Annotated in this window: 20 protein-coding genes, 3 tRNA genes and 1 riboswitch; of the genes, 4 read left to right on the top strand and 19 right to left on the bottom strand. The window is 57.5% G+C overall.

Going from position 1 to position 20,424, the window contains the following annotated elements; translation table 11 throughout:
* Positions 1-48 precede the first annotated feature (48 nt).
* From ACIOWL_RS17750 to ACIOWL_RS17760, 3 genes are read right to left on the bottom strand one after another with little or no spacing between them, the layout of a single operon-like run.
* Positions 49-693 (bottom strand): anthranilate synthase component II, encoded by a 645-nt coding sequence (locus tag ACIOWL_RS17750; protein ID WP_400388132.1) that lies wholly within the window; start codon positions 691-693, stop codon positions 49-51.
* A complete protein-coding gene (locus tag ACIOWL_RS17755; RefSeq protein ID WP_400388135.1) occupies positions 690-860 on the bottom strand; it encodes a hypothetical protein in 171 nt (56 codons plus the stop codon). The genes ACIOWL_RS17750 and ACIOWL_RS17755 overlap by 4 nt, the downstream gene beginning before the upstream one ends.
* An 8-nt stretch (positions 861-868) precedes the next feature.
* The gene (locus ACIOWL_RS17760; RefSeq protein ID WP_400388138.1) at positions 869-1,645 is read right to left on the bottom strand and encodes a class E sortase; all 777 of its coding nucleotides are present in this window, start codon (positions 1,643-1,645) and stop codon (positions 869-871) included.
* 220 nt (positions 1,646-1,865) lie between these two features.
* Between ACIOWL_RS17760 and ACIOWL_RS17765 the strand changes: the two genes are divergently transcribed.
* Positions 1,866-2,120, top strand: coding sequence for a cell division protein CrgA (locus ACIOWL_RS17765; protein ID WP_400388140.1), 255 nt, complete (start codon positions 1,866-1,868; stop codon positions 2,118-2,120).
* A 6-nt stretch (positions 2,121-2,126) separates the two neighbouring features.
* Here ACIOWL_RS17765 and ACIOWL_RS17770 read toward each other — a convergent pair whose 3' ends face one another.
* Both ACIOWL_RS17770 and ACIOWL_RS17775 read right to left on the bottom strand, forming a co-directional pair.
* The gene (locus ACIOWL_RS17770) at positions 2,127-2,444 is read right to left on the bottom strand and encodes a DMT family transporter (RefSeq protein ID WP_400388143.1); all 318 of its coding nucleotides are present in this window, start codon (positions 2,442-2,444) and stop codon (positions 2,127-2,129) included.
* Positions 2,445-2,458: 14 nt separating this feature from the next.
* A riboswitch (guanidine-III (ykkC-III) riboswitch) is annotated at positions 2,459-2,526 on the bottom strand.
* Between the two features lie 3 nt (positions 2,527-2,529).
* Positions 2,530-3,414, bottom strand: a complete 885-nt coding sequence (locus tag ACIOWL_RS17775) for an ArgP/LysG family DNA-binding transcriptional regulator (RefSeq protein ID WP_400388146.1) — start codon at positions 3,412-3,414, stop codon at positions 2,530-2,532.
* 71 nt (positions 3,415-3,485) lie between these two features.
* Here ACIOWL_RS17775 and ACIOWL_RS17780 point away from each other — a divergent pair, with 71 nt between their 5' ends.
* The gene (locus ACIOWL_RS17780) at positions 3,486-4,103 is read left to right on the top strand and encodes a LysE/ArgO family amino acid transporter (protein ID WP_400388149.1); all 618 of its coding nucleotides are present in this window, start codon (positions 3,486-3,488) and stop codon (positions 4,101-4,103) included.
* 481 nt (positions 4,104-4,584) lie between these two features.
* Here ACIOWL_RS17780 and ACIOWL_RS17785 read toward each other — a convergent pair whose 3' ends face one another.
* Both ACIOWL_RS17785 and ACIOWL_RS17790 read right to left on the bottom strand, forming a co-directional pair.
* Positions 4,585-5,442, bottom strand: a complete 858-nt coding sequence (locus ACIOWL_RS17785) for a rhomboid family intramembrane serine protease (protein ID WP_400388151.1) — start codon at positions 5,440-5,442, stop codon at positions 4,585-4,587.
* A gap of 107 nt (positions 5,443-5,549) precedes the next feature.
* The gene (locus tag ACIOWL_RS17790; RefSeq protein ID WP_400388154.1) at positions 5,550-6,095 is read right to left on the bottom strand and encodes a peptidylprolyl isomerase; all 546 of its coding nucleotides are present in this window, start codon (positions 6,093-6,095) and stop codon (positions 5,550-5,552) included.
* Positions 6,096-6,264: 169 nt separating this feature from the next.
* Here ACIOWL_RS17790 and ACIOWL_RS17795 point away from each other — a divergent pair, with 169 nt between their 5' ends.
* Entirely contained in the window at positions 6,265-6,471 is a 207-nt protein-coding gene (locus ACIOWL_RS17795; RefSeq protein WP_400388157.1) for a hypothetical protein, read from the top strand.
* Positions 6,472-6,476: 5 nt separating this feature from the next.
* Here ACIOWL_RS17795 and ACIOWL_RS17800 read toward each other — a convergent pair whose 3' ends face one another.
* The gene (locus ACIOWL_RS17800; RefSeq protein WP_400388160.1) at positions 6,477-7,346 is read right to left on the bottom strand and encodes a DMT family transporter; all 870 of its coding nucleotides are present in this window, start codon (positions 7,344-7,346) and stop codon (positions 6,477-6,479) included.
* A 792-nt stretch (positions 7,347-8,138) separates the two neighbouring features.
* On the opposite strand from ACIOWL_RS17800, the gene ACIOWL_RS17805 reads away from it, so the two are divergent.
* Positions 8,139-9,296, top strand: coding sequence for a glycosyltransferase family 4 protein (locus ACIOWL_RS17805; RefSeq protein WP_400388162.1), 1,158 nt, complete (start codon positions 8,139-8,141; stop codon positions 9,294-9,296).
* Between the two features lie 67 nt (positions 9,297-9,363).
* On the opposite strand, the gene ACIOWL_RS17810 is transcribed toward ACIOWL_RS17805, so the two are convergent.
* The 11 genes from ACIOWL_RS17810 to dnaA form a co-directional block, all read right to left on the bottom strand.
* A tRNA-Ala gene (locus tag ACIOWL_RS17810) sits at positions 9,364-9,436 on the bottom strand.
* Positions 9,437-9,515: 79 nt separating this feature from the next.
* Positions 9,516-9,588, bottom strand: a tRNA-Ala gene (locus ACIOWL_RS17815).
* A 7-nt stretch (positions 9,589-9,595) separates the two neighbouring features.
* Positions 9,596-9,715 (bottom strand): DLW-39 family protein, encoded by a 120-nt coding sequence (locus ACIOWL_RS17820; protein WP_396275996.1) that lies wholly within the window; start codon positions 9,713-9,715, stop codon positions 9,596-9,598.
* 31 nt (positions 9,716-9,746) lie between these two features.
* Positions 9,747-9,820: transfer RNA gene (locus tag ACIOWL_RS17825), tRNA-Ile, on the bottom strand.
* A gap of 120 nt (positions 9,821-9,940) precedes the next feature.
* Positions 9,941-10,543 carry a DUF3566 domain-containing protein gene (locus tag ACIOWL_RS17830; protein ID WP_400388165.1) on the bottom strand — a complete coding sequence of 201 codons (603 nt, stop codon included), beginning with the start codon at positions 10,541-10,543 and terminating at the stop codon, positions 9,941-9,943.
* Positions 10,540-13,161 carry a DNA gyrase subunit A gene (gyrA, locus tag ACIOWL_RS17835; RefSeq protein ID WP_400388168.1) on the bottom strand — a complete coding sequence of 874 codons (2,622 nt, stop codon included), beginning with the start codon at positions 13,159-13,161 and terminating at the stop codon, positions 10,540-10,542. Before gyrA ends, ACIOWL_RS17830 begins: the two co-directional genes overlap by 4 nt.
* Positions 13,162-13,210: 49 nt before the next feature.
* Complete coding sequence (gene gyrB, locus ACIOWL_RS17840) at positions 13,211-15,214, bottom strand: DNA topoisomerase (ATP-hydrolyzing) subunit B (RefSeq protein ID WP_400388217.1); 2,004 nt, start codon at positions 15,212-15,214, stop codon at positions 13,211-13,213.
* A 344-nt stretch (positions 15,215-15,558) separates the two neighbouring features.
* Positions 15,559-16,116: a DUF721 domain-containing protein gene (locus tag ACIOWL_RS17845; RefSeq protein ID WP_400388171.1), complete on the bottom strand. Its 558-nt coding sequence runs from the start codon at positions 16,114-16,116 to the stop codon at positions 15,559-15,561.
* A complete protein-coding gene (gene recF / locus ACIOWL_RS17850; RefSeq protein WP_400388174.1) occupies positions 16,109-17,272 on the bottom strand; it encodes a DNA replication/repair protein RecF in 1,164 nt (387 codons plus the stop codon). The genes ACIOWL_RS17845 and recF overlap by 8 nt, the downstream gene beginning before the upstream one ends.
* Before the next feature lie 56 nt (positions 17,273-17,328).
* Complete coding sequence (gene dnaN / locus ACIOWL_RS17855) at positions 17,329-18,456, bottom strand: DNA polymerase III subunit beta (RefSeq protein WP_400388177.1); 1,128 nt, start codon at positions 18,454-18,456, stop codon at positions 17,329-17,331.
* Positions 18,457-18,936: 480 nt separating this feature from the next.
* Positions 18,937-20,373, bottom strand: coding sequence for a chromosomal replication initiator protein DnaA (dnaA, locus tag ACIOWL_RS17860; protein WP_400388220.1), 1,437 nt, complete (start codon positions 20,371-20,373; stop codon positions 18,937-18,939).
* Positions 20,374-20,424 lie beyond the last annotated feature (51 nt).

The following is a 20,424-nucleotide window of genomic DNA, read 5'->3' on the forward strand; positions in this document are numbered from 1 at the left end:
AACCAATCGCGCCGGATGATCATCCGGCGCGATTGGTTTATGACCTATTTATTCTCCGCTGAACAGCGGGCTGAGCGTGGAGGCTTTCTCCGCAGCCCCGGACAACCCGATGAACTCAAGCCAATTGCCGAGCATCTGATAACCCTGTTCGGTCAGCACCGACTCAGGGTGATACTGCAGACCCCACAATGGTGCCGTGCGGTGGGCCAATCCCATGATGACCCCGCCAGCGGTTTCGGCGATGATCTGAAGTTCTTCAGGGATTGTCTCCCGCAACGCAGCCAACGAGTGGTAGCGAGTGGCGGTAAAGGGATTGGATACTCCGGCGAAAATCTGATGGTTTTCGTGGCTGACCAATGAGGTTTTGCCGTGCATCAGTTCCTCGGCGTGTGTCACCGTGCCACCATAGGCCTCTGCCAGCGCCTGATGGCCCAGGCACACACCCAGCATAGGTTTGGACTGCTCCCCGCACCACTTGATCAAATCGATGCTTACGCCGGCTCCTGCGGGGTCACCAGGACCCGGAGAGATCAGCACCCCGTCGTGCTCCGCGGCCAATGCAATCGCCTGTTCGAGGGTGAGATCGTCATTGCGGTAGACGGTAGTCTGCGCACCCAGCTCCTGCAGGTACCCCACCAAGGTGTAAACGAAGCTGTCATAGTTATCGATCACCAGGATCTTAATGCTGCTCACGGCGTGCTTTGGCCAATCGTCGAGTCGGTGAACGGGCTGATGTACTGATTCAGCCACGGAAATGCATACATCATTAGTAATAGCACGATGGCGGCAATGAGAATCAATACTTCAATAATACGAAGCCACACCGGGCCGGGCAGATTACGGAAAATCCAAGCGTACATCTTCTCCCCTAGCTGGTTGCCTTGGCAACAAGGTCACGAATTTCTGACGGCGGTCCGGCATCCAGCGGCCGCCAATTGGTCAGTTCCGAATACGCAATCATGCGCTGCTTCGTTGTGTACTTCGGATGACAGGTCGTCATGGTCAGGATAGACGTGGTTGGTTCAACACCCCACTGGTGCGGAACCGGGAGCAGCACCTCGCCATCCGAGGGAGACACAATCTCCGTCTTGGACCAGGTATAGGTGTAATAGCCTTCCTTGGTCTGCAGGTAGATTTTGTCGCCTTCATGAAGTTTGTCGATATCCCAGAACACCTGGCCGTGGGTCTGCCGGTGTGCGGCTACGGCGAAATTCCCCTTCTCACCAGGAAGCTGGGTGTTCGGGTAATGGCCGATACCCAGGTTGTCGATGACCTCGTCCCCCACGCCGTTCGTCACCGGGTGGTAGGTTCCGTTATTTCCCCAGCTTGGGAAGTACATGATGCCGAAGGTCTCCCCCGACTCAATTTCGGTCACCGGTGCCGGGCCGAAATCCTTATCGTCGTCGTTGTCATCCGCAGCATCTGGGATCACCACGTCACCCAAGTTCTGGACGAGGTTGTTTGTTACCTCTTGCTGGGCTTGGGCCGAATCAATATTCGTCCACCATAGTTCCCACGCAACGTAGAGCATGAGTACGATGCCGAGGGTAATCAGCAATTCACCAAAAAATCCGGCAATTCGACCGCCCACAGTCTGCCGTGGACGACTCACACGGCGGCCTGTCGCGGTTGCGGCGCGGTTCACGTCGATCTTGCTCCTTGCTGAGGGACGACATCAAATAGGTAGGCGTTCCCACGGTGGGGCAACATCCCGACTCTCTGAGCAGGGCACATTACCGTTAGTATGGAAGCTACGCAGGAAAACTGAGAAAATTCGGAAGTTCTCCTGCACCTAGCGTACCGGGAAGACCCAATCGTCTCCCACATTTACTACATTATGCGGAAGAAGCTAAGGGAGCATTCGAGTGCCGGAGTCAAAACCACGACGCAAGAACAAGCCACAGCCCCAGGAGAACACTGGGTCCCACGCCGTGGATAAGCCAATGCCCGTTTGGTACAAGCCGGTCATGTTCGGCCTGATGCTTCTGGGCTTGGCCTGGATCATGGTGTATTACCTATCCCAGACTCTTTTTCCAATTCCGAATATCGGCGGTTGGAACATCGTTGTCGGCTTCGGCATTGCCATGGTCGGCTTCTTCATGACGACGGGCTGGAAATAGCTGACTTCAGTGACTCACTGACTTCAGGCCAATCACGCATCCCACGAGGCCGAGAATAAACACCATCTTGAGCAGGGTAACCGGCTCTTGACCCGTGAGCATCGAGTAGACCACGGTCAGCGATGCACCAATCCCCACCCAGACCGCATAGGCGGTTCCGGTGGGGATTTCTTTCATTGCATAGGCCAACCCGCCCATGGACAAAAGAAGTGCAACAAAGAAAACGATCGTGGGAACAAGACGCGACAACCCGTCGCTGAGTCCTAGTGCGGTAGCCCAGACAGCTTCAAACATGCCGGAAACAATCAAAACAAGCCAGTACATAACCAGATTCCTTCTCTGGCCGTCTTGTCGTGTTTCCGGGTACGGCTCCATCGTCCGGCTGCGAACCGAACTGTCCGCTTGGTTTTTAGGTTAGCAAATCGATGCCGCTATCGCTGGCCACCTGCAACAAAACGGCTTCCAGCTTCCGCAGGATTTCAGAATCCACCGACCAGCGTTGAAAGTAGAGCGGTACATCGATGAACCATTGCTCATCTATTTCCTGAAGCCCTTCGACCTGTGCAAGCTGTTGCTCAGGGATCATCCCCCACCCCATACCCGCTTGGATGGCATGCACAAACTGCCAGGAATCCGGAACCATATGCATGGCGCTGCCCCGCTGCGATGGGTCCACACCCGCATGGGTCAGCAAACGATGCTGCAACCCGTCTTCGCGATCAAAAATTATCATCGGCGCCTCGAGCAAACCGCTGGATTGAGCTGAAGCAAAAAATTTCGCCGCCAACTGTGCGTTGCAGACCGCCCGGTAACGCAGTGCACCGAGTTTACGCACCGTGCAGCCCTGCGCAGCTTCAGCACTGTTAGTCACCACCGCACTGACTCGACCACTGCGCAACATATCAAGCGACTTGCCTTCATCCATTCGCAAAATCTCAACGGACACGTCAGTCCATCGAGCTAGCTCGTCGAAAACCGGCGTAAACCAAGTCGAAAGGGAATCGGCATTGACACCCACCGCAACATGCTGGTGGCCTGTTCGAGAGATTTCGTGGGAGAACTCTGCGCTTAATGCCGCAATCTGGCGGGCATATCGAAGGACCTTTGAGCCCTGTTCCGTCGGCACTACAGGGCGGCTGCGAACAACCAGGACAGTCCCTACCCTGTTCTCGAGTGCTTTAATTCGTTGACTTACGGCAGAGGGTGTTACCCCCAGATCAATAGATGCATCGTCAAAACTCCCTGCATCCACAACAGCCAGCAACGTCTGCAAGTGCTCTACGTCAAAATTCACATTAGCTACACTAATGTAGATTCAGATAATTAAGTTCGACATCAGATGTATGCCTTTCGTACTGTCGTTCCATGATCAATACCTCCCTCGCCCTTGGATTCACTACAGGGCTGTCACTCATCGTTGCCATTGGGGCACAAAATGCATTTGTCTTGAGGCAAGGTATTCGGCGTGAGCATGTGCTCCTCACCGTTGCCATTTGCACACTGTCAGATGTGGTGCTCATTTTGGCGGGCATCACCGGCGTGGGAGTTGTGGTTGAACAAGCACCGTGGATTTTGGTAATTGCTCGTATCGGCGGCACCATTTTTCTAACGTGCTACGCATTTTTTGCGTTGCGTCGCGCCATCGCACCCTCCGCCATGGACTCCACTACCGCCGCCGCCCCAACGACTGCCATGGCGGTGGCAACAACCGCCCTGATGCTGACCTGGCTCAATCCTCACGTCTACATCGACACGGTCCTCCTATTGGGTTCCATCGGAGCTTCGCAGGGTGAAGGGTCCACCGCATTCGCGGTAGGCGCCATAGTCGCCAGCCTGCTCTGGTTCGCGGCGCTCGGTTATGCCGCCAGGTTCCTATCCAAATTTTTCGCCAATCCCAAGTCTTGGCGAGTACTGGATGGGCTGATCTGCATCCTCATGTTGGTCTTCGCAGCACTGCTGGTGATGCCACTTTTCACCAGCTAAAACACTGATATCCACAGATATCCACAGGCTCTGTGGATTACGGCAAGGCACAACTTGTTCACAACGTTATCCACAGGTGGGGATAATGCCTCGATATTGCCTCACTTTGCAATGAATCATCTAGTCAAAGCGATTTTGCGCAACAAATTGGATGTGTATAAAAGTTATTAACACTGTGGATCAACACTGTGGAAAGTTCTACAAAGCTGCGATTTCCCCGTTCCAGACAGCGCTCGTCCAAAGATTCGAACGCGACGTAAATCGCTGGTTTCGAGTTCGTAAACACACTATCTACAACCGTGTTTAAAAGTTATCCACAGCTGGGGAGAAAGCTGTGAGTATTAGCCTAGCGGTGCCGAAATTACCCGAAAATCCGGTTGTTCCGGGCTGTTAATAACTTTGGCGCCCCAGAGTTACATGGCTGTAAGTTATTAACAGTGTGGATAACTTGTGTGGATATCTGTGGTGCTACGTATTCGAACTAGGCCAACGGCCACTTAGCTGACTCGACTGCCAGGTAAGTCGCAATCACCGTCAACACACTCATCACGCCGAGAAGTGACAGCTGAATCCTTGAACGCTGTGGATTACTTTTGGGGATGAGCACGATGCACGCTGCAGCCAGGATGCCGGCAATGGCTCCACCCAGGTGAGCCTGCCATGAAATGCCCGATACCACGAAGCCCAAAACCACATTAAGACCCAGAATGATGGCCATCTGGCGTAGCGCCTGCTTATTGCCGCGGAAGACAACAAATGTAGCCAGGAATAGACCAGACAAAGCGCCAGAAGCGCCTAACGTCGCGGTTGTCGCCGGGCTCAGCAGCATGACCCCCAATGAACCGCCCAAAGCACTCAGAAGATACAGCCACGCGAAACGGAGCCGCCCCAATTGCGGTTCAAGTAACGTGCCAAAGATGTATACGCCGTACATGTTCATCAGAATGTGAAGGAATGAGCCGGTGGAGTGCGCAAAGGCACTGGTAATCAGGCTCCATGGTTCATACGCCGCGAGCGCCGGAATAAGCACCACATCTCTCGTGAATCCCGGAATGATCCACTGCAAAAGGTACATAAACACGTTCAGGCCAATAAAGGTCATCGTGACCAGCGGCACCCCGGTACGCACGCGCCCACCAAATTGAGTCTTTTGGCTTGGGATGTCTTTGTTGGCCTGCCGAACGCATTCCACGCACTGAATCCCCACAGGGGCGGGAACCTGGCACTGCGGACAGACAGCACGGCCGCAGCGGTTGCATGAAACATACGACACTGTCTCGGGGTGGCGATAACACGTTGGCTGCGATTGGCCTTGAGGATTCATTTGCCCGTAGGACATGTGGTTTTCTACCTTGCGTTGGATGGATCAATGGCATTTAAACGTCGAAGGCCCCGCCGACCCCGCTATGGGAGTCGTCGGAGCCTTCGAATCGCGTGACTGAGAAGTTACAGGGTCTCGATGTCGACCGAGTTGATTACTACGTCTTCCAGCGGCTTGTCGCGGCCGTCGGTGGCGACAGCGTTCAGGGCGTCGACAATCTTGCGGGACTCAGCCTCGTTGACCTCGCCAAAGATTGTGTGCTTTCCCTGCAACCAGGTGGTTGGAACGGTGGTGATGAAGAACTGCGAACCGTTGGTACCGCGACCCATGCGGATACCTGCGTTGGCCATAGCCAGCTTGTAAGGCTCGTTGAAGTTCAGTTCCGGGTGGATCTCATCATCGAACTGGTAACCTGGGCCACCGAAGCCCTGGCCCAGCGGGTCGCCGCCCTGGATCATGAAGTCCGCGATGATGCGGTGGAAAATGGTTCCGCTGTAAAGCGGGGTCTCGGTCTTTTTGTCGCCGGATTCTGGGTGTACCCACTCCTGCTCACCGGTCGAGAGGCCAACAAAGTTGCTGACGGTCTTTGGAGCGTGGTTGCCGAAAAGATCGACAACGATGTCGCCCAAAGAGGTATGAATCGTGGCTTTGTGCGTTGCGTTTGCGGTCATGCTCTCATTCTTCCACGAGCACGGCCCGAGCCACGAAAAAGCGACCTACGCGGTCAGTGAAAATTTCGGGCAAATTTCGGTGCACACCAGCCAAACGCTGGCTAGAAGAGAGGCAAGTGCCTACGCTGGAGGTACCTGTTGCATGACGGGTGAAACCCTGAGGAGAAAAATGAGCAAGAAAAGCAGTGCTGGAAAGTTACTAGCCGTAGGCCTAATTGCGGGCGTTATCGCATTGCTCGTGGCTGCATGGAAGGCTTCCAAACCGGTCGAGGACCCCTGGGAAAACGAACCGGTCAGCGCCGAACCACAGCAACCGGTCGCCTCACGAGAAGCCACCGTAGATGAAGTGCGCGATATTCTCAGCGAAGACCAGTAAGCCACCTACTTCTCTGTTTTGCTTGGTACTTGGCCCCTAACCACCAATATCAGGCCCAGCAAGATCACTCCCAGCCCTAGATACGTTGCAGTCGGCACAACCTGACCCAGAACCAACGCGGCGAGCAGTGCGGCACCCGGAATCTCCAACAAGATCAACGTAGAAACGGTGAGCGGTCCGAGCACATTAAGAAGATGGTTCATGGCAGTGTGCCCAAGTAGCTGTGCACAGACCGTCAGCAGGATGATGCCAAGCCATCCGGAGGCATCAAATCCCCAAACCGGCTGACCAACAGCCAGGCAGAGAGCCAGCAGGATCACCGCGGTAATTCCATAGCAGCTGGACGCATACGTTGCGGTGCCCATGGTCTTGCGTGCGGCTGCGCCAGCAAGCGTGTAGACGGCGGCTAATACACCGCCGGCAAGGGCAAGAAGGTCGCCAATAATCGCGTCTTGGCCCTGTCCAAGGTCGAATCCAGTGATCAGGACAACTCCCATGATGGAAATGACCATGCCAAAGAAAACCGGCTTCCGGTATCGGACCCCGCGGGCTGCTTGAAACAACACAATCCAAACACCCTGAATGCAAACCAACGCCGTGCCAGCTGCGACGCTCGTCAAACGCATCGAATACATAAAACAAACAAAATGCAGCGCCAGGGCAACGCCGGCTACGATCGTGAAGAACCACTCTCTGCTGGTGATCTCACGATAGGCCTGCTTATTCTTCCTGAGTACCGGTACGGACAGCACTGCTGCTGCAGCACCATTGCGCCAAACCGCCATGGAGAGCACCGGAACTTGAGGGAACGCCGCGATGATGGGGCCGGAAGCTGAAATCCCCAGAATCCCCAATGCGGCAAGCAAAAACGTCACAGGCTAAGGTTACCCGGTGTCCATACTGCTCCTAAATCAGGTGAATTCGAATCGCGATCGTGGAGTTTCCATCGGAAAACCAAGTATCCCATTATTGGAATATATACTAGTCAATTAGTTTTTATGATCAAGCTTTTTCGATCAATCGACCATCAGCACAAGACGCGCAGCGCACTTCTTCATATATGCGTTATTGGGAATCTATTGATGTCCCAGCTGCCACTGGACTGCCACTGGACGCTCAGCGGAAACACGCTCCCGGAACCCGGGACGCCGCGAATCGGCTGCTCGGTAGCGATCATAAAAAATCTCGGCCTTCGAAGGATCGGTGGCCATTCTGGCGTCGAATGATCCCATCACAGGCAGCTAGTCCGCATTGGGGCCGCGACCTCCTGGCAGGATTGGAATCTCCGCGAAGCGGGCGGCAACAGATCACTCAGGGTTTCCCTGCCGTGACGTACACAGCGATGCGCGGTAGAGCGGATCCTTAGCGGACGGTGCAAGCTCAGCGGGAAGCAGGCTCGCGGCTTCGGTCCCAAGTTTCTCTCGAAGGAGGCACCACGGGCTACAAATCGTGCATTCTGAATCGCCACCGTGCAGACGGCGTTGCTCAGATGCAGGACGGCAGATGACACAGCTCGACTCATTTGGAGGTTCAGCTGCCCTGTCTCAAACCTTCGCCGGAGTCCGCCTGGATCGACCACGACAGTGCTTCACCGCGAAGTTTTGCTGTTCATGAGCACTGCAAATCTAGTTCACTTCATTGTCATGTACAGGGCTGAAGCTGTAGATGTGAAAGTAGCCATCATTGCTGAATCATTCCTTCCACACGTCAACGGAGTCACAAACTCGATTCTGCGAACGCTGGATCATCTGGCGCTCAGGGGACACGAAGCCGTGGTCATCGCGCCGGCCGGTTCGTTGGCAAACGAGCTCAAGGGCAAGGCAGTACCCAAGTACTACCGTGGATTTCGGGTCATCACCGTTCCGTCGGTACCGCTTCCAAAATATCCAGAAGTTCGTTTGTCCACGGCTTCGGTGCAACGTCTTAGGCGTATCCTGCACAAGGAACAGGTGCAGCTCGTTCATCTCGCAAGCCCTTTTCTTCTCGGATGGAACGCGCTCAAGGCTACCGCCGAACTCGGATTGCCCACCGTCGCGGTGTATCAAACCGAGGTTCCCACCTACGCCGCCCTCTATAAGTTCCCTTGGCTCGCCGAACGGCTCTGGGACCATGTACGGGCCATCCACACTGCCGCGGACCTCACGCTGGCGCCCAGCAGCTTCTCGATGGCCCAATTGGATTCCCTGGGAATCACGAACCTTCAGATGCTGCGTAGGGGAGTAGATGCGACCCTCTTTTCACCGTCACGACGCAACGAAGCGTTCCGCAACGCTGTGGCGTCGCCCTCCGAGCGCCTCATCGGCTATGTGGGGCGCTTGTCGGCGGACAAGCAGGTTGAGGACCTGCGGGGGCTCAGCGAGCTGCCTGGTGCGCGTCTGGTGATCGTAGGATCCGGTCCAATGGAAAACGACCTGCGAGCACTGATGCCCAAGGCCCACTTCACCGGGTTCCTTTCGGGCACGAGGTTGGCCGAAGTCATGGCCTCATTGGATGTTTTTGTTCATCCGGGGGAGTCTGAAACATTTTGCCAGACCATTCAAGAGGCCATGGCCAGCCGTGTTCCGGTGGTGGCCGTGGGCAGGGGAGGGCCGTTAGACCTCGTGGATTCCTCGCGTACCGGGTGGCTTTACGAACCGGGTCAGCTCGAAGAGCTCACCTATCGTGTCAGGGACCTCGTTTTTGACGACGTCAAACGTGAAGCTTTCAGCGCGGCCGCCCTGCATAGCGTGCAGGGCAGGACCTGGGAAAAGATTGGCGACGAATTGTTAGGGCACTATGCTGGGGTGCTCTCGCGCCACGGCCTGCACCGGGCGTCGCACCGCTGATTCAGGGCGTGCAGCCGGCGTGCTTAAACAAAAGACGGAAAGCTTTCGCTTTCCGTCTTTTTTCCTGTGGAGCCTAGGAGATTCGAACTCCTGACATCCTGCTTGCAAAGCAGGCGCTCTACCAACTGAGCTAAGGCCCCCAACGGCTCGAGGTAAATCCACCAGTCGCCTTGGGTTAAGGCAAAAATGGAAAGCATGAGCTTTCCATTTCCCCTTTTGTGGAGCCTAGGAGATTCGAACTCCTGACATCCTGCTTGCAAAGCAGGCGCTCTACCAACTGAGCTAAGGCCCCAAAAGCTTTAGGAAACTTTATCGGCTACCTGATGCCAGGTTTCCTTGGTTTCCGAAGAAGCCTTTACCTTCTTGATCACAACCACAGCAGCGGTTGCAATCGTTGCAAGAACTAGGAACTTTTTCATTACTTCCTCTTTCTCTCCAGCAAGGATTCGGTGGGCGTACCAAGACTTGAACTTGGGACCTCTTCGTTATCAGCGAAGCGCTCTAACCGCCTGAGCTATACGCCCTTGCTTTTGTTTTGTTCCCTTCGGAACGAAATAAAACTTTACCGGGGATTTTGCGAAGATACAAATCGAGCCCGGGTGTCATGCATCACAGCATGAATCCCGGGCTCGACATGGGTCGTTCTAGTCGTCCGTGAGCGTCACTCCGGCGCCGCCGACCAACGAGGATGCGATGTTGTACAGCACCGACCCCAGCATGGCGACCACCGAAATCACCACCACGTTGACCACCGCAATGATCGTGGCGTATGACGCAACCTGGCCCAGCGACATGGAATCCCGCAGGTCGAAGCTGTCGTCCGCTCCAATAGCCTCACGCATCAGCTGATTGAAGGAATCAAAGGTTCCGCTCAGATCCAGAACGGCCCAGATACCCACCGCGGCAACCACGGTGATCACACCGAAAGCTACCGAGAGCAGGAAGGCAATCTTCAGAACAGAGAACGGCTCAACCTTGGAAACCAGCAGGCGCGCCTTGCGGACCTTCGCCTTGGGTGCGGGGCGCACCAGACGCTCCTGGGAACCTGCGGGACGCTGCTGCCCGGTAGGGCGAGGCGCTCCGGCCGGGCGCGGCTGACCCGGACGTGGCTGGCCCGGAGCCGGGCGCTGACCCGGGGCTGGACGGCTACCTGCGCCAGCGGCCGCAGGTCGCTTTACCTGGGTAGGTCGCGGCGCTGCGCTCTTCGGGGCACTGCCGCTGGGGCGTGGCGTCGAGGGCGTGCTCATGCGTTACCTCCGTTAGTGGTGTCATCATCTGCGGACGCGGAAGTGTCTTCCGACGTGCCCGATGACTCATTGGTCTTGTTTTCCGCATCCAAGATTACGTTATCTTCCTCCGAGTTCTCTTCAAGCTCGGTCTCAGTATTCTTGGCAACCGCGATGATCGAATCTTTTTTATCCGGCTTGGCAAAGATGACACCCATGGTGTCCCTGCCCTTGGACGGAACCTGCGACACCGCCGAGCGGACCACCTTGCCCGATCCCATCACGACCAGAACCTCATCGGTTTCATCAACGATCATCGCGCCCACCAGCTCGCCGCGTTCCTCGTTGAGCTTGGCAACCTTAATACCCAAGCCGCCACGGGATTGCACACGGTATTCCTCAACCGTGGTGCGCTTGGCGTAACCCTCGTCGGTCACCGTGAACATGTAGGAGCCTTCGCGGACCACGTCGGCGGCCAACAGCTCGTCGCCCTCGCGGAACTTCATGCCGGTGACGCCGGAGGTCGCGCGGCCCATCGGACGCAGAGCCGTGTCCGTCGCGGTGAAGCGCACCGACTGGCCCTTGCGCGAGACAAGCATCACATCATCGGATTCGCTGACCAGCTGCGCGGAGACCAATTCGTCGTCCTCGCGCAGGTTGATCGCGATCACCCCGGCGGTGCGGTTGGTGTCGTAGTCTTCCAGTCGGGTCTTCTTCACCAAACCGTTGCGGGTTGCCAGCATCAGGTACTCGGCATCCTGGTAGGTGCGCAAATCCAGCACCTGGGCGATGTGCTCATCGGGCTGGAAGGCCATCACGTTGGCCACGTGCTGGCCCTTGGCGTCGCGTCCTGCCTCGGCCAGCTCGTAGCACTTGGTGCGGTAGACCCGGCCGTGGTTGGTGAAGAACAACAGGTAGTTGTGGGTCGAGGTGACGAAGAAGTGCTCCACCACGTCGTCCCCGCGCAAGCTCGCGCCCTTGATTCCCTTGCCGCCGCGGGCCTGGGAACGGTAGTTGTCGATGCGGGTGCGCTTGACGTAGCCGCCGCGGGTGATGGTGACAACCATTTCCTCTTCGGGGATCAGGTCCTCGACGCTCATGTCGCCGTCGTAGCCCATGAGGATCTTGGTGCGGCGGTCATCCCCGTGCTTGTCCACGATCTCGGCCAGTTCTTCCGAGACGATGGTGCGCTGGCGCTGCGGATCGGCGATGATCGCCTTGAATTCGGTGATCATCCGCTCGAGCTCGGCATGGCGGTCCTGGATCTTCTGGCGTTCCAGGGCGGCCAGGCGGCGCAGCTGCATATCCAGGATGGCGCGGGCCTGATCCTCGTCGATATCCAGCAGCTCGATCAGCCCGTCACGCGCCGCCTCGGTGGTCGAGGACCGGCGAATCAGGGCGATGACCTCATCCAAGGCGTCAAGCGCCTTGAGCAGGCCACGCAGGATGTGCGCTTCTTCCTCCGCCTTGCGCAGCCGGTACTTGGTGCGGCGTACGATCACTTCGATCTGGTGGGTGACCCAGTGGCGGATGAACCCGTCCAGCGGCAGGGTGCGCGGCACCCCGTCCACGATCGCGAGCATGTTCGCGGAGAAGTTGGACTGCAGCTCGGTGTGCTTGTAGAGGTTGTTCAGCACCACCTTGGCCACGGCGTCGCGCTTGAGCACGATCACCAGGCGCTGGCCGGTGCGGCCCGAGGTCTCATCGCGCATATCCGCGATGCCGGCGATCTTGCCGTCGCGCACCAGCTCCGCGATCTTCACCGCGAGGTTGTCCGGGTTGGCCATGTACGGCAGCTCGGTGACCACCAGGCAGGTGCGGCCCTGGATTTCTTCGACGTTGACCACCGCGCGCATGGTGATCGAGCCGCGGCCGGTGCGGTAGGCATCGGCAATGCCCTTGGTGCCCAGGATCATGGCGCCGGTGGGGAAGTCGGGGCCCTTCACCCGCTGCATCAGGGCGGCCAGCAGTTCCTCGCGGGTGACCTCGGGGTTGGCCAGGTACCACTGCACACCCTCGGCTACCTCGTGCAGGTTGTGCGGGGGAATGTTGGTGGCCATGCCCACCGCGATGCCCGAGGAACCGTTGACCAGAAGGTTCGGGAAACGGGCCGGCAGCACCGTGGGTTCCTGGTTTTTGCCGTCGTAGTTGTCCTGGAAATCAACGGTATCCTCGTTGATGTCGCGGACCATCTCCATGGCCAGCGGGGCCATCTTGGTTTCGGTATAACGCTGGGCGGCGGCGCCGTCGTTGCCCGGGGAACCGAAGTTGCCCTGGCCCAGGGCCAGCGGGTAGCGCATGACCCAGTCCTGGATCAGGCGTACCAGCGCATCGTAAATCGCGGTGTCGCCGTGCGGGTGGTACTGGCCCATGACCTCGCCGACCACGCGGGCGCACTTGTTGTACGCGCGCTCGGGGCGGTAGCCGCCGTCGAACATCGCGTAGATCACGCGGCGGTGCACCGGCTTCAGGCCGTCGCGCACGTCCGGCAGCGCGCGGCCGACGATCACGGCCATGGCGTAGTCCAGGTAGGACCGCTGCATTTCTGCCTGCAGGTCGATCTGGTCAATGCGCCCGCCGTCGTGCGCTACGACCTCGCCGTCAAGCGGTTCGTTCTCAGGGGTCTGCTCGTCGCTCAATTTTTTCCCTTACACATCAAAAAAGTTCTACGGTCCGCGGTGATATCGCCTAGATATCCAGGAAGCGGACGTCTTTCGCGTTCTGCTGAATGAAGTTGCGGCGGGATTCGACATCCTCGCCCATCAGCACGGAGAAAATCTCATCTGCGGCGGCGGCGTCATCCATGGTGACCTGGCGCAGCGTGCGGCGCTCCGGATCCATGGTGGTGTCCCACAGCTCCGAGTAGTCCATCTCGCCCAGGCCCTTGTAGCGCTGGATGCCGTTTTCCTTGGGCAAGCGCTTGTTGGCCGCGGCGCCGGCGACAAGTGCCGCGTCGCGCTCCTTGTCCGAATACACGTATTCGTGCGCCGCGTTGGACCACTTGATGCGGTACAGCGGGGGAGCGGCCAGGAACACGTAGCCCTGCTCGATCAGCGGGCGCATGAAGCGGAAGATCAGGGTCAACAGCAGCGTGGTGATGTGCTGGCCGTCCACGTCCGCATCCGCCATCAGCACGATCTTGTGATAACGCAGCTTGGACAGGTCGAATTCTTCGCCGATGCCGGTGCCGAAGGCGGTGATCATCGACTGGACTTCGGCATTGCCCAGGGCGCGGTCCAAGCGGGCGCGTTCCACGTTCAGGATCTTGCCGCGCAGCGGCAGGATGGCCTGGGTGTGCGGGTTGCGTCCGCGTTTGGCGGAGCCGCCTGCGGAGTCGCCCTCCACGATGAACACTTCGCACTCCACCGGATTCTTCGAGGAGCAGTCCGAGAGCTTGCCCGGCATGCCGAAGGATTCCATGGGGGACTTGCGGCGTGCGTTGTCGCGGGCCTTGCGGGCGGCCATGCGGGCCTGGGAGGCGAGCTGCGCCTTGCGGATGATGTCCCTGGCGATGTTCGGGTTGCGACCGAACCAGTCGCCCAGCTCGTCGTTGACGACACCCTGGACGAAACCGCGGGCCATCGAGTTGCCGAGTTTGGTTTTGGTCTGGCCTTCGAACTGCGGTTCGGCAAGCTTCACGGAGATGACCGCGGTCAAACCTTCGCGGACGTCGTCACCGGTGAGGTTGTCGTCCTTTTCGCGCAGGATCTTGTTGTCCCTGGCGTAGCGGTTCAGCAGGCCGGTCAGCGCCGCACGGAAACCCTCTTCGTGGGTGCCGCCCTCATGGGTGTTGATGGTGTTGGCGTAGGTGTGCACGGATTCCGCGTAGGCGGTGGTCCACTGCATGGCCAGCTCGAGGCTGATGCCGCGCGCGGCATCCTCGGCCTCAAAGGCGATGACCTCGTCGTGGACCAGTTCAACCTTCTTGGCGGCGTTCAGGTGCTTGACGTAATCAAGCAGGCCGTCCTTGTAGAGGTAGTCGACCCGGCGCGGCTTAACCACGTGGTTTTCTACTTCTTCTTCAACCTCGGCCTCGGGTTCGGCACTTTCCGGCACACGCTCGTCGGTGAGGGTGATGCGCAGGCCCTTGTTCAAGAACGCCATCTGCTGGAAGCGCGCCCGCAGGGTCTCGAAGTCGAACTCGATGGTGTCGAAAATTTCCGGATCCGGGTAGAACGTCTGGGTGGTGCCGGTCAGTTCGGTGGCCTCGCCCTGGGTGAGCGGGCTGGTGGTGTGTCCGCCGTTGGAGTAGCCGATACGCCAGGCATGGCCCTGGCGGCGGACCACGGTCTCGACCTTGCGGGAGAGCGCGTTGACCACGGAGATGCCCACACCGTGCAGGCCGCCGGAGACCGCGTAACCGCCGCCGCCGAACTTGCCACCGGCGTGCAGGATGGTCATGACCACCTCAACGGTTGGTTTGCCCTCGGTGGGGTGGATATCAACGGGGATGCCACGGCCGTTGTCTTCACAGCGCACGCCGCCGTCGGCCTGCAAGGTGATGTTGATGGTGTCGCAGTATCCGGCCAGCGCCTCATCGACAGAGTTGTCAACAACTTCGTAAACGAGGTGGTGCAGGCCGCGGGGGCCGGTAGAACCGATATACATACCCGGGCGTTTACGTACCGCTTCGAGTCCCTCGAGGACGGTAATATCCTGGGCGCCATATGTGTGCTCGACTTTGGAAGTCATCGATTCAGCAGGGACAGGGAGGTTGTCCGGTTCCTGCGGTGAAGCGTTTTCGGTAGACACGGGTGCTACGAACTCCTCGAATTTGGCGCGCGAGCGCCGGACGCAGTCCGATCCCGGAAGCGTTCAGCGATCTTGGTCTGGAGCGACGTAGACGTGGGAATGCCCACGGCACAGTCAATTCACTACCCTAATTCTACCGCCTATAGCAAAAATATCGGGGATTCTGTGGTGTAAATCAGCCATAGAAGCGACGGAATCGACCTTCTGAGCGTGTTTGAGTCATCGTCTGAGGGGGTATCCAGCAAGGCGGTGCGTTAGAGCGCCATATGCCATGTCAGCAATTTTTATCCGTAGGTGTCTCTCGGCCCGCGACCGGCGACGGATCTGGAGCCGTGCCGCCACGACGGGGCGTTGGGTCCGAGCACCCGGATCACGGTGACAATGCCCGGGCCGAGTTCCGCGTCGAATTTCTTCAACAGCTGGTGGCTCAGCAGCCGCAGCTGTGTGGCCCAGGAGGTTGAATCGCAGCGAACCACCACCACGGTGTCTTCAAACGACTCGGGCCGGCAGTGTTTGGAAATGTTTTCGCCCACCAGCTCATTCCAGCGGCCGAGCACCGAACCTACGGCAACTTGGGTACTCCACCCGCGGGACTTCGACATTCGAGAGACCACGTCGCCGATTGACCGGGGATCACGGGCGGCGCCCTCGACGGTAGGTTTTTTGGCAGAGCCCAGCGCGTTGCGGGCAATCTGGCGTTTGCGGACTTTGGCCATGCGGGCCGCATCCAGCCGGGATTCCCCGCGTTCTTCGGCGAGCTTGCGCATGCGGTTGAGCAACGCCTTGGCGGCGTCGATTTCCGGGTCCAGACGATGCTCGTCATCGAAGCCCTGGCTAGGCATCCACAACCTGCCCAGGGGAGACCTGGAAAAAATGCCCCTTCAAGGCTTCGGGAACATCCTCCACCACCGCGGCGGTGACCAATACCTGTTCGGCCCCGGCGACAATATGGGCCAGGCGATTACGCCGGGTGGCATCCAGCTCGGCGAAGACATCGTCGAGAATCAAGATCGGGCCGGAGCCCGGGCGCGGATCGTCATCACCGAAAACTCGGTAGGCCGCCAGGCGCAGGGCCAGCGCGAATGACCAGGTTTCGCCATGCGAGGCGTAACCCTTGGCTGGCGCCGAGCCCAGGGTGAGCACCACATCATCGCGGTGCGGGCCGAAAAGTGAAATTCCGCGGTCTAGTTCACGGGCCCGGTTGCTTTCAATTGCACTGAGCAGCAGATCTTGGATTTCTTCCTGACCCAGTGCGTGAAGATTTTGCGCGGGAAGGCTGGTTTCCTCCAGTTCGCCCTCGAGCGACGAACGGTAGACAGCACTGGCGTTTTTAGCTCCGTCGGCAAGATCTGCATAAGCCGCCTGCATGTAGGGGCGCAGCAGTGCTAATACATTCAACCGACCGCGCATCAAACGTGCCCCGCAGGCCGCTAGCTGCAAGTCCCACGCCTGCAAGGTATTTTCCTGCGACGTGCTCAGTTTCGATTTGCCTCGGATTGACTTCAGGAGAGCGTTGCGTTGTTTCACGATGCGCTCATAGTCGGTTTTGGTACCCGCTTCCACCGGGCGCAGGGTCACTAACAGCTCATCAAGAAAACGTCGGCGGTTTGAGGGATCGCCCTTGATCAGGGCAAGGTCTTCCGGTGCGAACAACACCGTGCGGACCATCCCCAAAATATCTCGTGCACGCACAGGGTTCGCACGATTAATGCGGGCTCGGTTGATTTTGCCGCTGGTGATTTCCACCTCGAGCTGCGTTTGCTGGCTTCCTCGGTGCAAGGTGCCACGGATGAGCGCTCGTTCAGCACCGAAATTCAGTAATGGTGCGTCGTTGCTGACTCGGTGCGATGAAAGATTGGCTAAGTAGCCGATGGATTCCACGATGTTGGTTTTGCCTACACCGTTCGGCCCGACCAGGACGTTGATTCCCGGAACAAGATGTACCTCTGCTTGCGCATACGAGCGGAAACTCGTGAGGGAAAGCTGAGAGATATACACCGGAGTCCTGAGATGAAGAATCGGTGGGTGGCAGCTGCCACCCACCTCAAAGATTGTTAGTTGGAGTTCGGCAGACGAACAGGCATGACGAGGTAGCGGTACTGATCCTGGTCATCTTCATCCAGTTTTTCCTGACCGGTAAGCATGGCCGGCTTAGGTGCACTGGTGAATGAGAATCGCACAAAATCGGTATTGAAGGAATTCAGACCTTCGGAGAGGAATGTTGGGTTGAACGCCACAACAATATCTTCGCCCCGCAGAGCAGCGACGATGGCTTCTTCAGCCTGTGCGTCCTCACCCGTGCCGGCATCAAGGGTCAACTGACCATCGGTGAAGGCCATACGTACCGGGGTATTGCGTTCGGCTACCACCGAGACACGTCGCACAGCTTCCATGAGTTCATTGGTGCGTACGGTCGCATGGATTGGGGTGTCGTTGGGGAACAGAGAGCGGATCTTGGGGTACTCGCCATTGATCAGCAACGAGGTTGTTCGACGGTTCGCGCTTTCAAAACCGATCATCTCGCCATTCTGGCTGATTGCCAGCTTCAGTTCGCCCGAGCTCGAGAGGGTTTTGGCTACTTCGCTCAGGGTTTTGGCTTTGATGAGGAACGAGGTTGAAATTTCTGACTGGTTAGGAGTCCAGTTCAGTTCACGCATGGCCAGACGGTATCTGTCAGTTGCCAGGAAGGTGATCAGGTCGTTTTCAATCTCTACCTTGATACCGGTCAATACCGGAAGGGTGTCGTCCTTCGAAGCGGCAACGATGACCTGGGAAACGGCCTCGGAGAACGCTTGGCCATCAATGGTTCCAGCAATCTCGGGAAGTTCTGGCAAGGATGGGTATTCATCGACAGGCATCGTAGCCAGGTGGAAGCGTGAACGACCGCAGGTCAGCGAAATTTTTGAGCCTTCGGTTTCCAGGGTGACCGTGGAGTTCGGCAATGAACGGGTGATCTCTGCAAGCAATTTGCCTGAGACCAAGATCGAACCTTGCTCGGAAATATCCGCAGGTATCTGGATGTGGGACGAGATTTCGTAATCGAATCCCTCGAGGCGAACGATGCCCTCATGGGTAGTGATCAGAATGCCAGCCAATACAGGCGAAGGTGGCCGCTGCGCCAAGGACCGTGCGGTCCATGAGACGGCGTCTGCCAAAACATCCTTTTCAACGCTGAACTTCACGAAAAATCCGCCTTTCGAAACCCATAAGTCTTAAGTCAGGCCAAGAAGGTAGTTTCCCGACAAGTTCTTAAGCATAGATCAGGTAGTTGCACGTTCTCTGCAAATCATCTTCCCACGTTCAACCGACACTGTCGCATTCGTGGTCGAAGTTGAGCGCCTATAGGGACCAGCACCAACCCAAATTTTTGGGTTCTGCACAGTTTTGGGGCTTCGTGTGGGGAGTGGACTCGTTATTTGGATGAATAAGTCTTAAAGGTAGAAGTGTTAATAACCCTTGTGGATACTGTGGATAAGTACTCTAACCCCAGATCTGAAGCCAATTGTGCATGTGAACAACATGTGATTGGAGGTGACACTGAGTTCCAGCATCCTGTTGAAACTCAGTGTCATGGTTTTTAACGTCCACATGGGAAGGTGCACTTATCCGCAGTCCGTCACCAGATCTTCCACAGATTTATCCACATCTGTGGTTTTTGATGTTTAGTGCTCTCGCTGGCTCTGTTTGATGCGGTTTGTCAGTTCCGTCACCTGGTTGAAAATTGCACGCCGTTCGGCCATCAATTCTCGAATCTTGCGATCGGCGTGGATCACGGTGGTGTGGTCACGGCCGCCGAGTTCCGCGCCGATCTTCGGCAAGGACATTTCGGTCAGTTCACGCAGCAGGTACATTGCGATCTGTCGCGCGGTCACCAGGGTGCGTGTACGTGACTTGCTGTTCAGCTCTTCGATAGTCAGACCGAAGTACTCTGCCGTCTGCTTGATGATGGTTGACGGCGTGATTTCTTGGGCCCCGTCATCGCTGATCAGGTCCTTGAGTACGGTTTCAGCCAACGCAAGATCGACCGGCTGGTTGTTCAAGGACGCGAAAGCCGTCACTCGGATGAGCGCGCCTTCAAGTTCACGAATGTTCGTTGAAATGCGCGAAGCGATATATTCCATGACGTCGCTGGGAGCCGAAAGGTTTTCAGCGTCGGCTTTCTTGCGCAGAATCGCGATTCTGGTTTCGAGCTCTGGCGGCTGAATATCCGTGAGCAGTCCCCACTCGAAACGTGAACGCATCCGATCTTCGAACCCTTGAAGCTGCTTTGGCGGAAGGTCCGAGGTGATCACAACTTGTTTGTTGTGGTTGTGCAGAGCATTGAAGGTATGGAAAAACTCTTCCTGGGTTGCGTCCTTGTTGGCCAGGAACTGAATATCGTCGATCAGCAGAATGTCGACGTTTCGATAGGTCTGCTTGAAGCTTGCACCCTCGTCATCGCGGATGGAGTTGATGAAGTCGTTGGTGAATTCTTCAGAGTTGACGTAGCGCACGCGGATGCCCTTATAGAGATGGCGCGCGTAATGACCGATGGCGTGCAACAGGTGGGTCTTACCCAGCCCTGAATCTCCGTAGATAAACAGCGGGTTGTATGCCTTGGCCGGAGCTTCGGCTACCGCAACGGCCGCCGCATGCGCAAAGCGGTTTGAAGAACCGATGACAAAAGTGTCAAAGATGTACTTCGGGTTAAGGCGCCCAAACTCCTGCGAGTTCGATGGGGGAGTAGGCTGCGGGGCCGGTTGGGGGCGTGGTCCTGGAGCTTCACTGACAGCTGGTGCCGCCGCCGGGGCAGCGGGAGCCTCCGGCTCGTCGATTTCTAGTTCGTCGGAGAGTGATAGATCAACGCTGACTGCGCAGCGGATGTCGTCTTGAAAAACAGCCCTGAGGGCATCATCAAGTGGTTCACGAAGCTGTGTTTGGAGCATGTCGCGGGTCAGGTCGTTGGGCACCGCGACTAGCAACGTGGTGCCGATTAGTCCCTGAGGCTTCGCCAAGGACACAAAGGCGCGATGCCTGGCCTTAACCCGATCATCATCTTCAATCTTTCGAACTACCTGGCGCCATGAGCTACCAATGCTATTGGTCTCGTCGCTGCTCACTAAGGGCGCCCCGCTTCCGTCGATTAATGCAATCTTGGTCACACAACAGCC

Source organism: Glutamicibacter sp. NPDC087344, from assembly GCF_044744225.1.
Lineage (GTDB): Bacteria > Actinomycetota > Actinomycetes > Actinomycetales > Micrococcaceae > Glutamicibacter.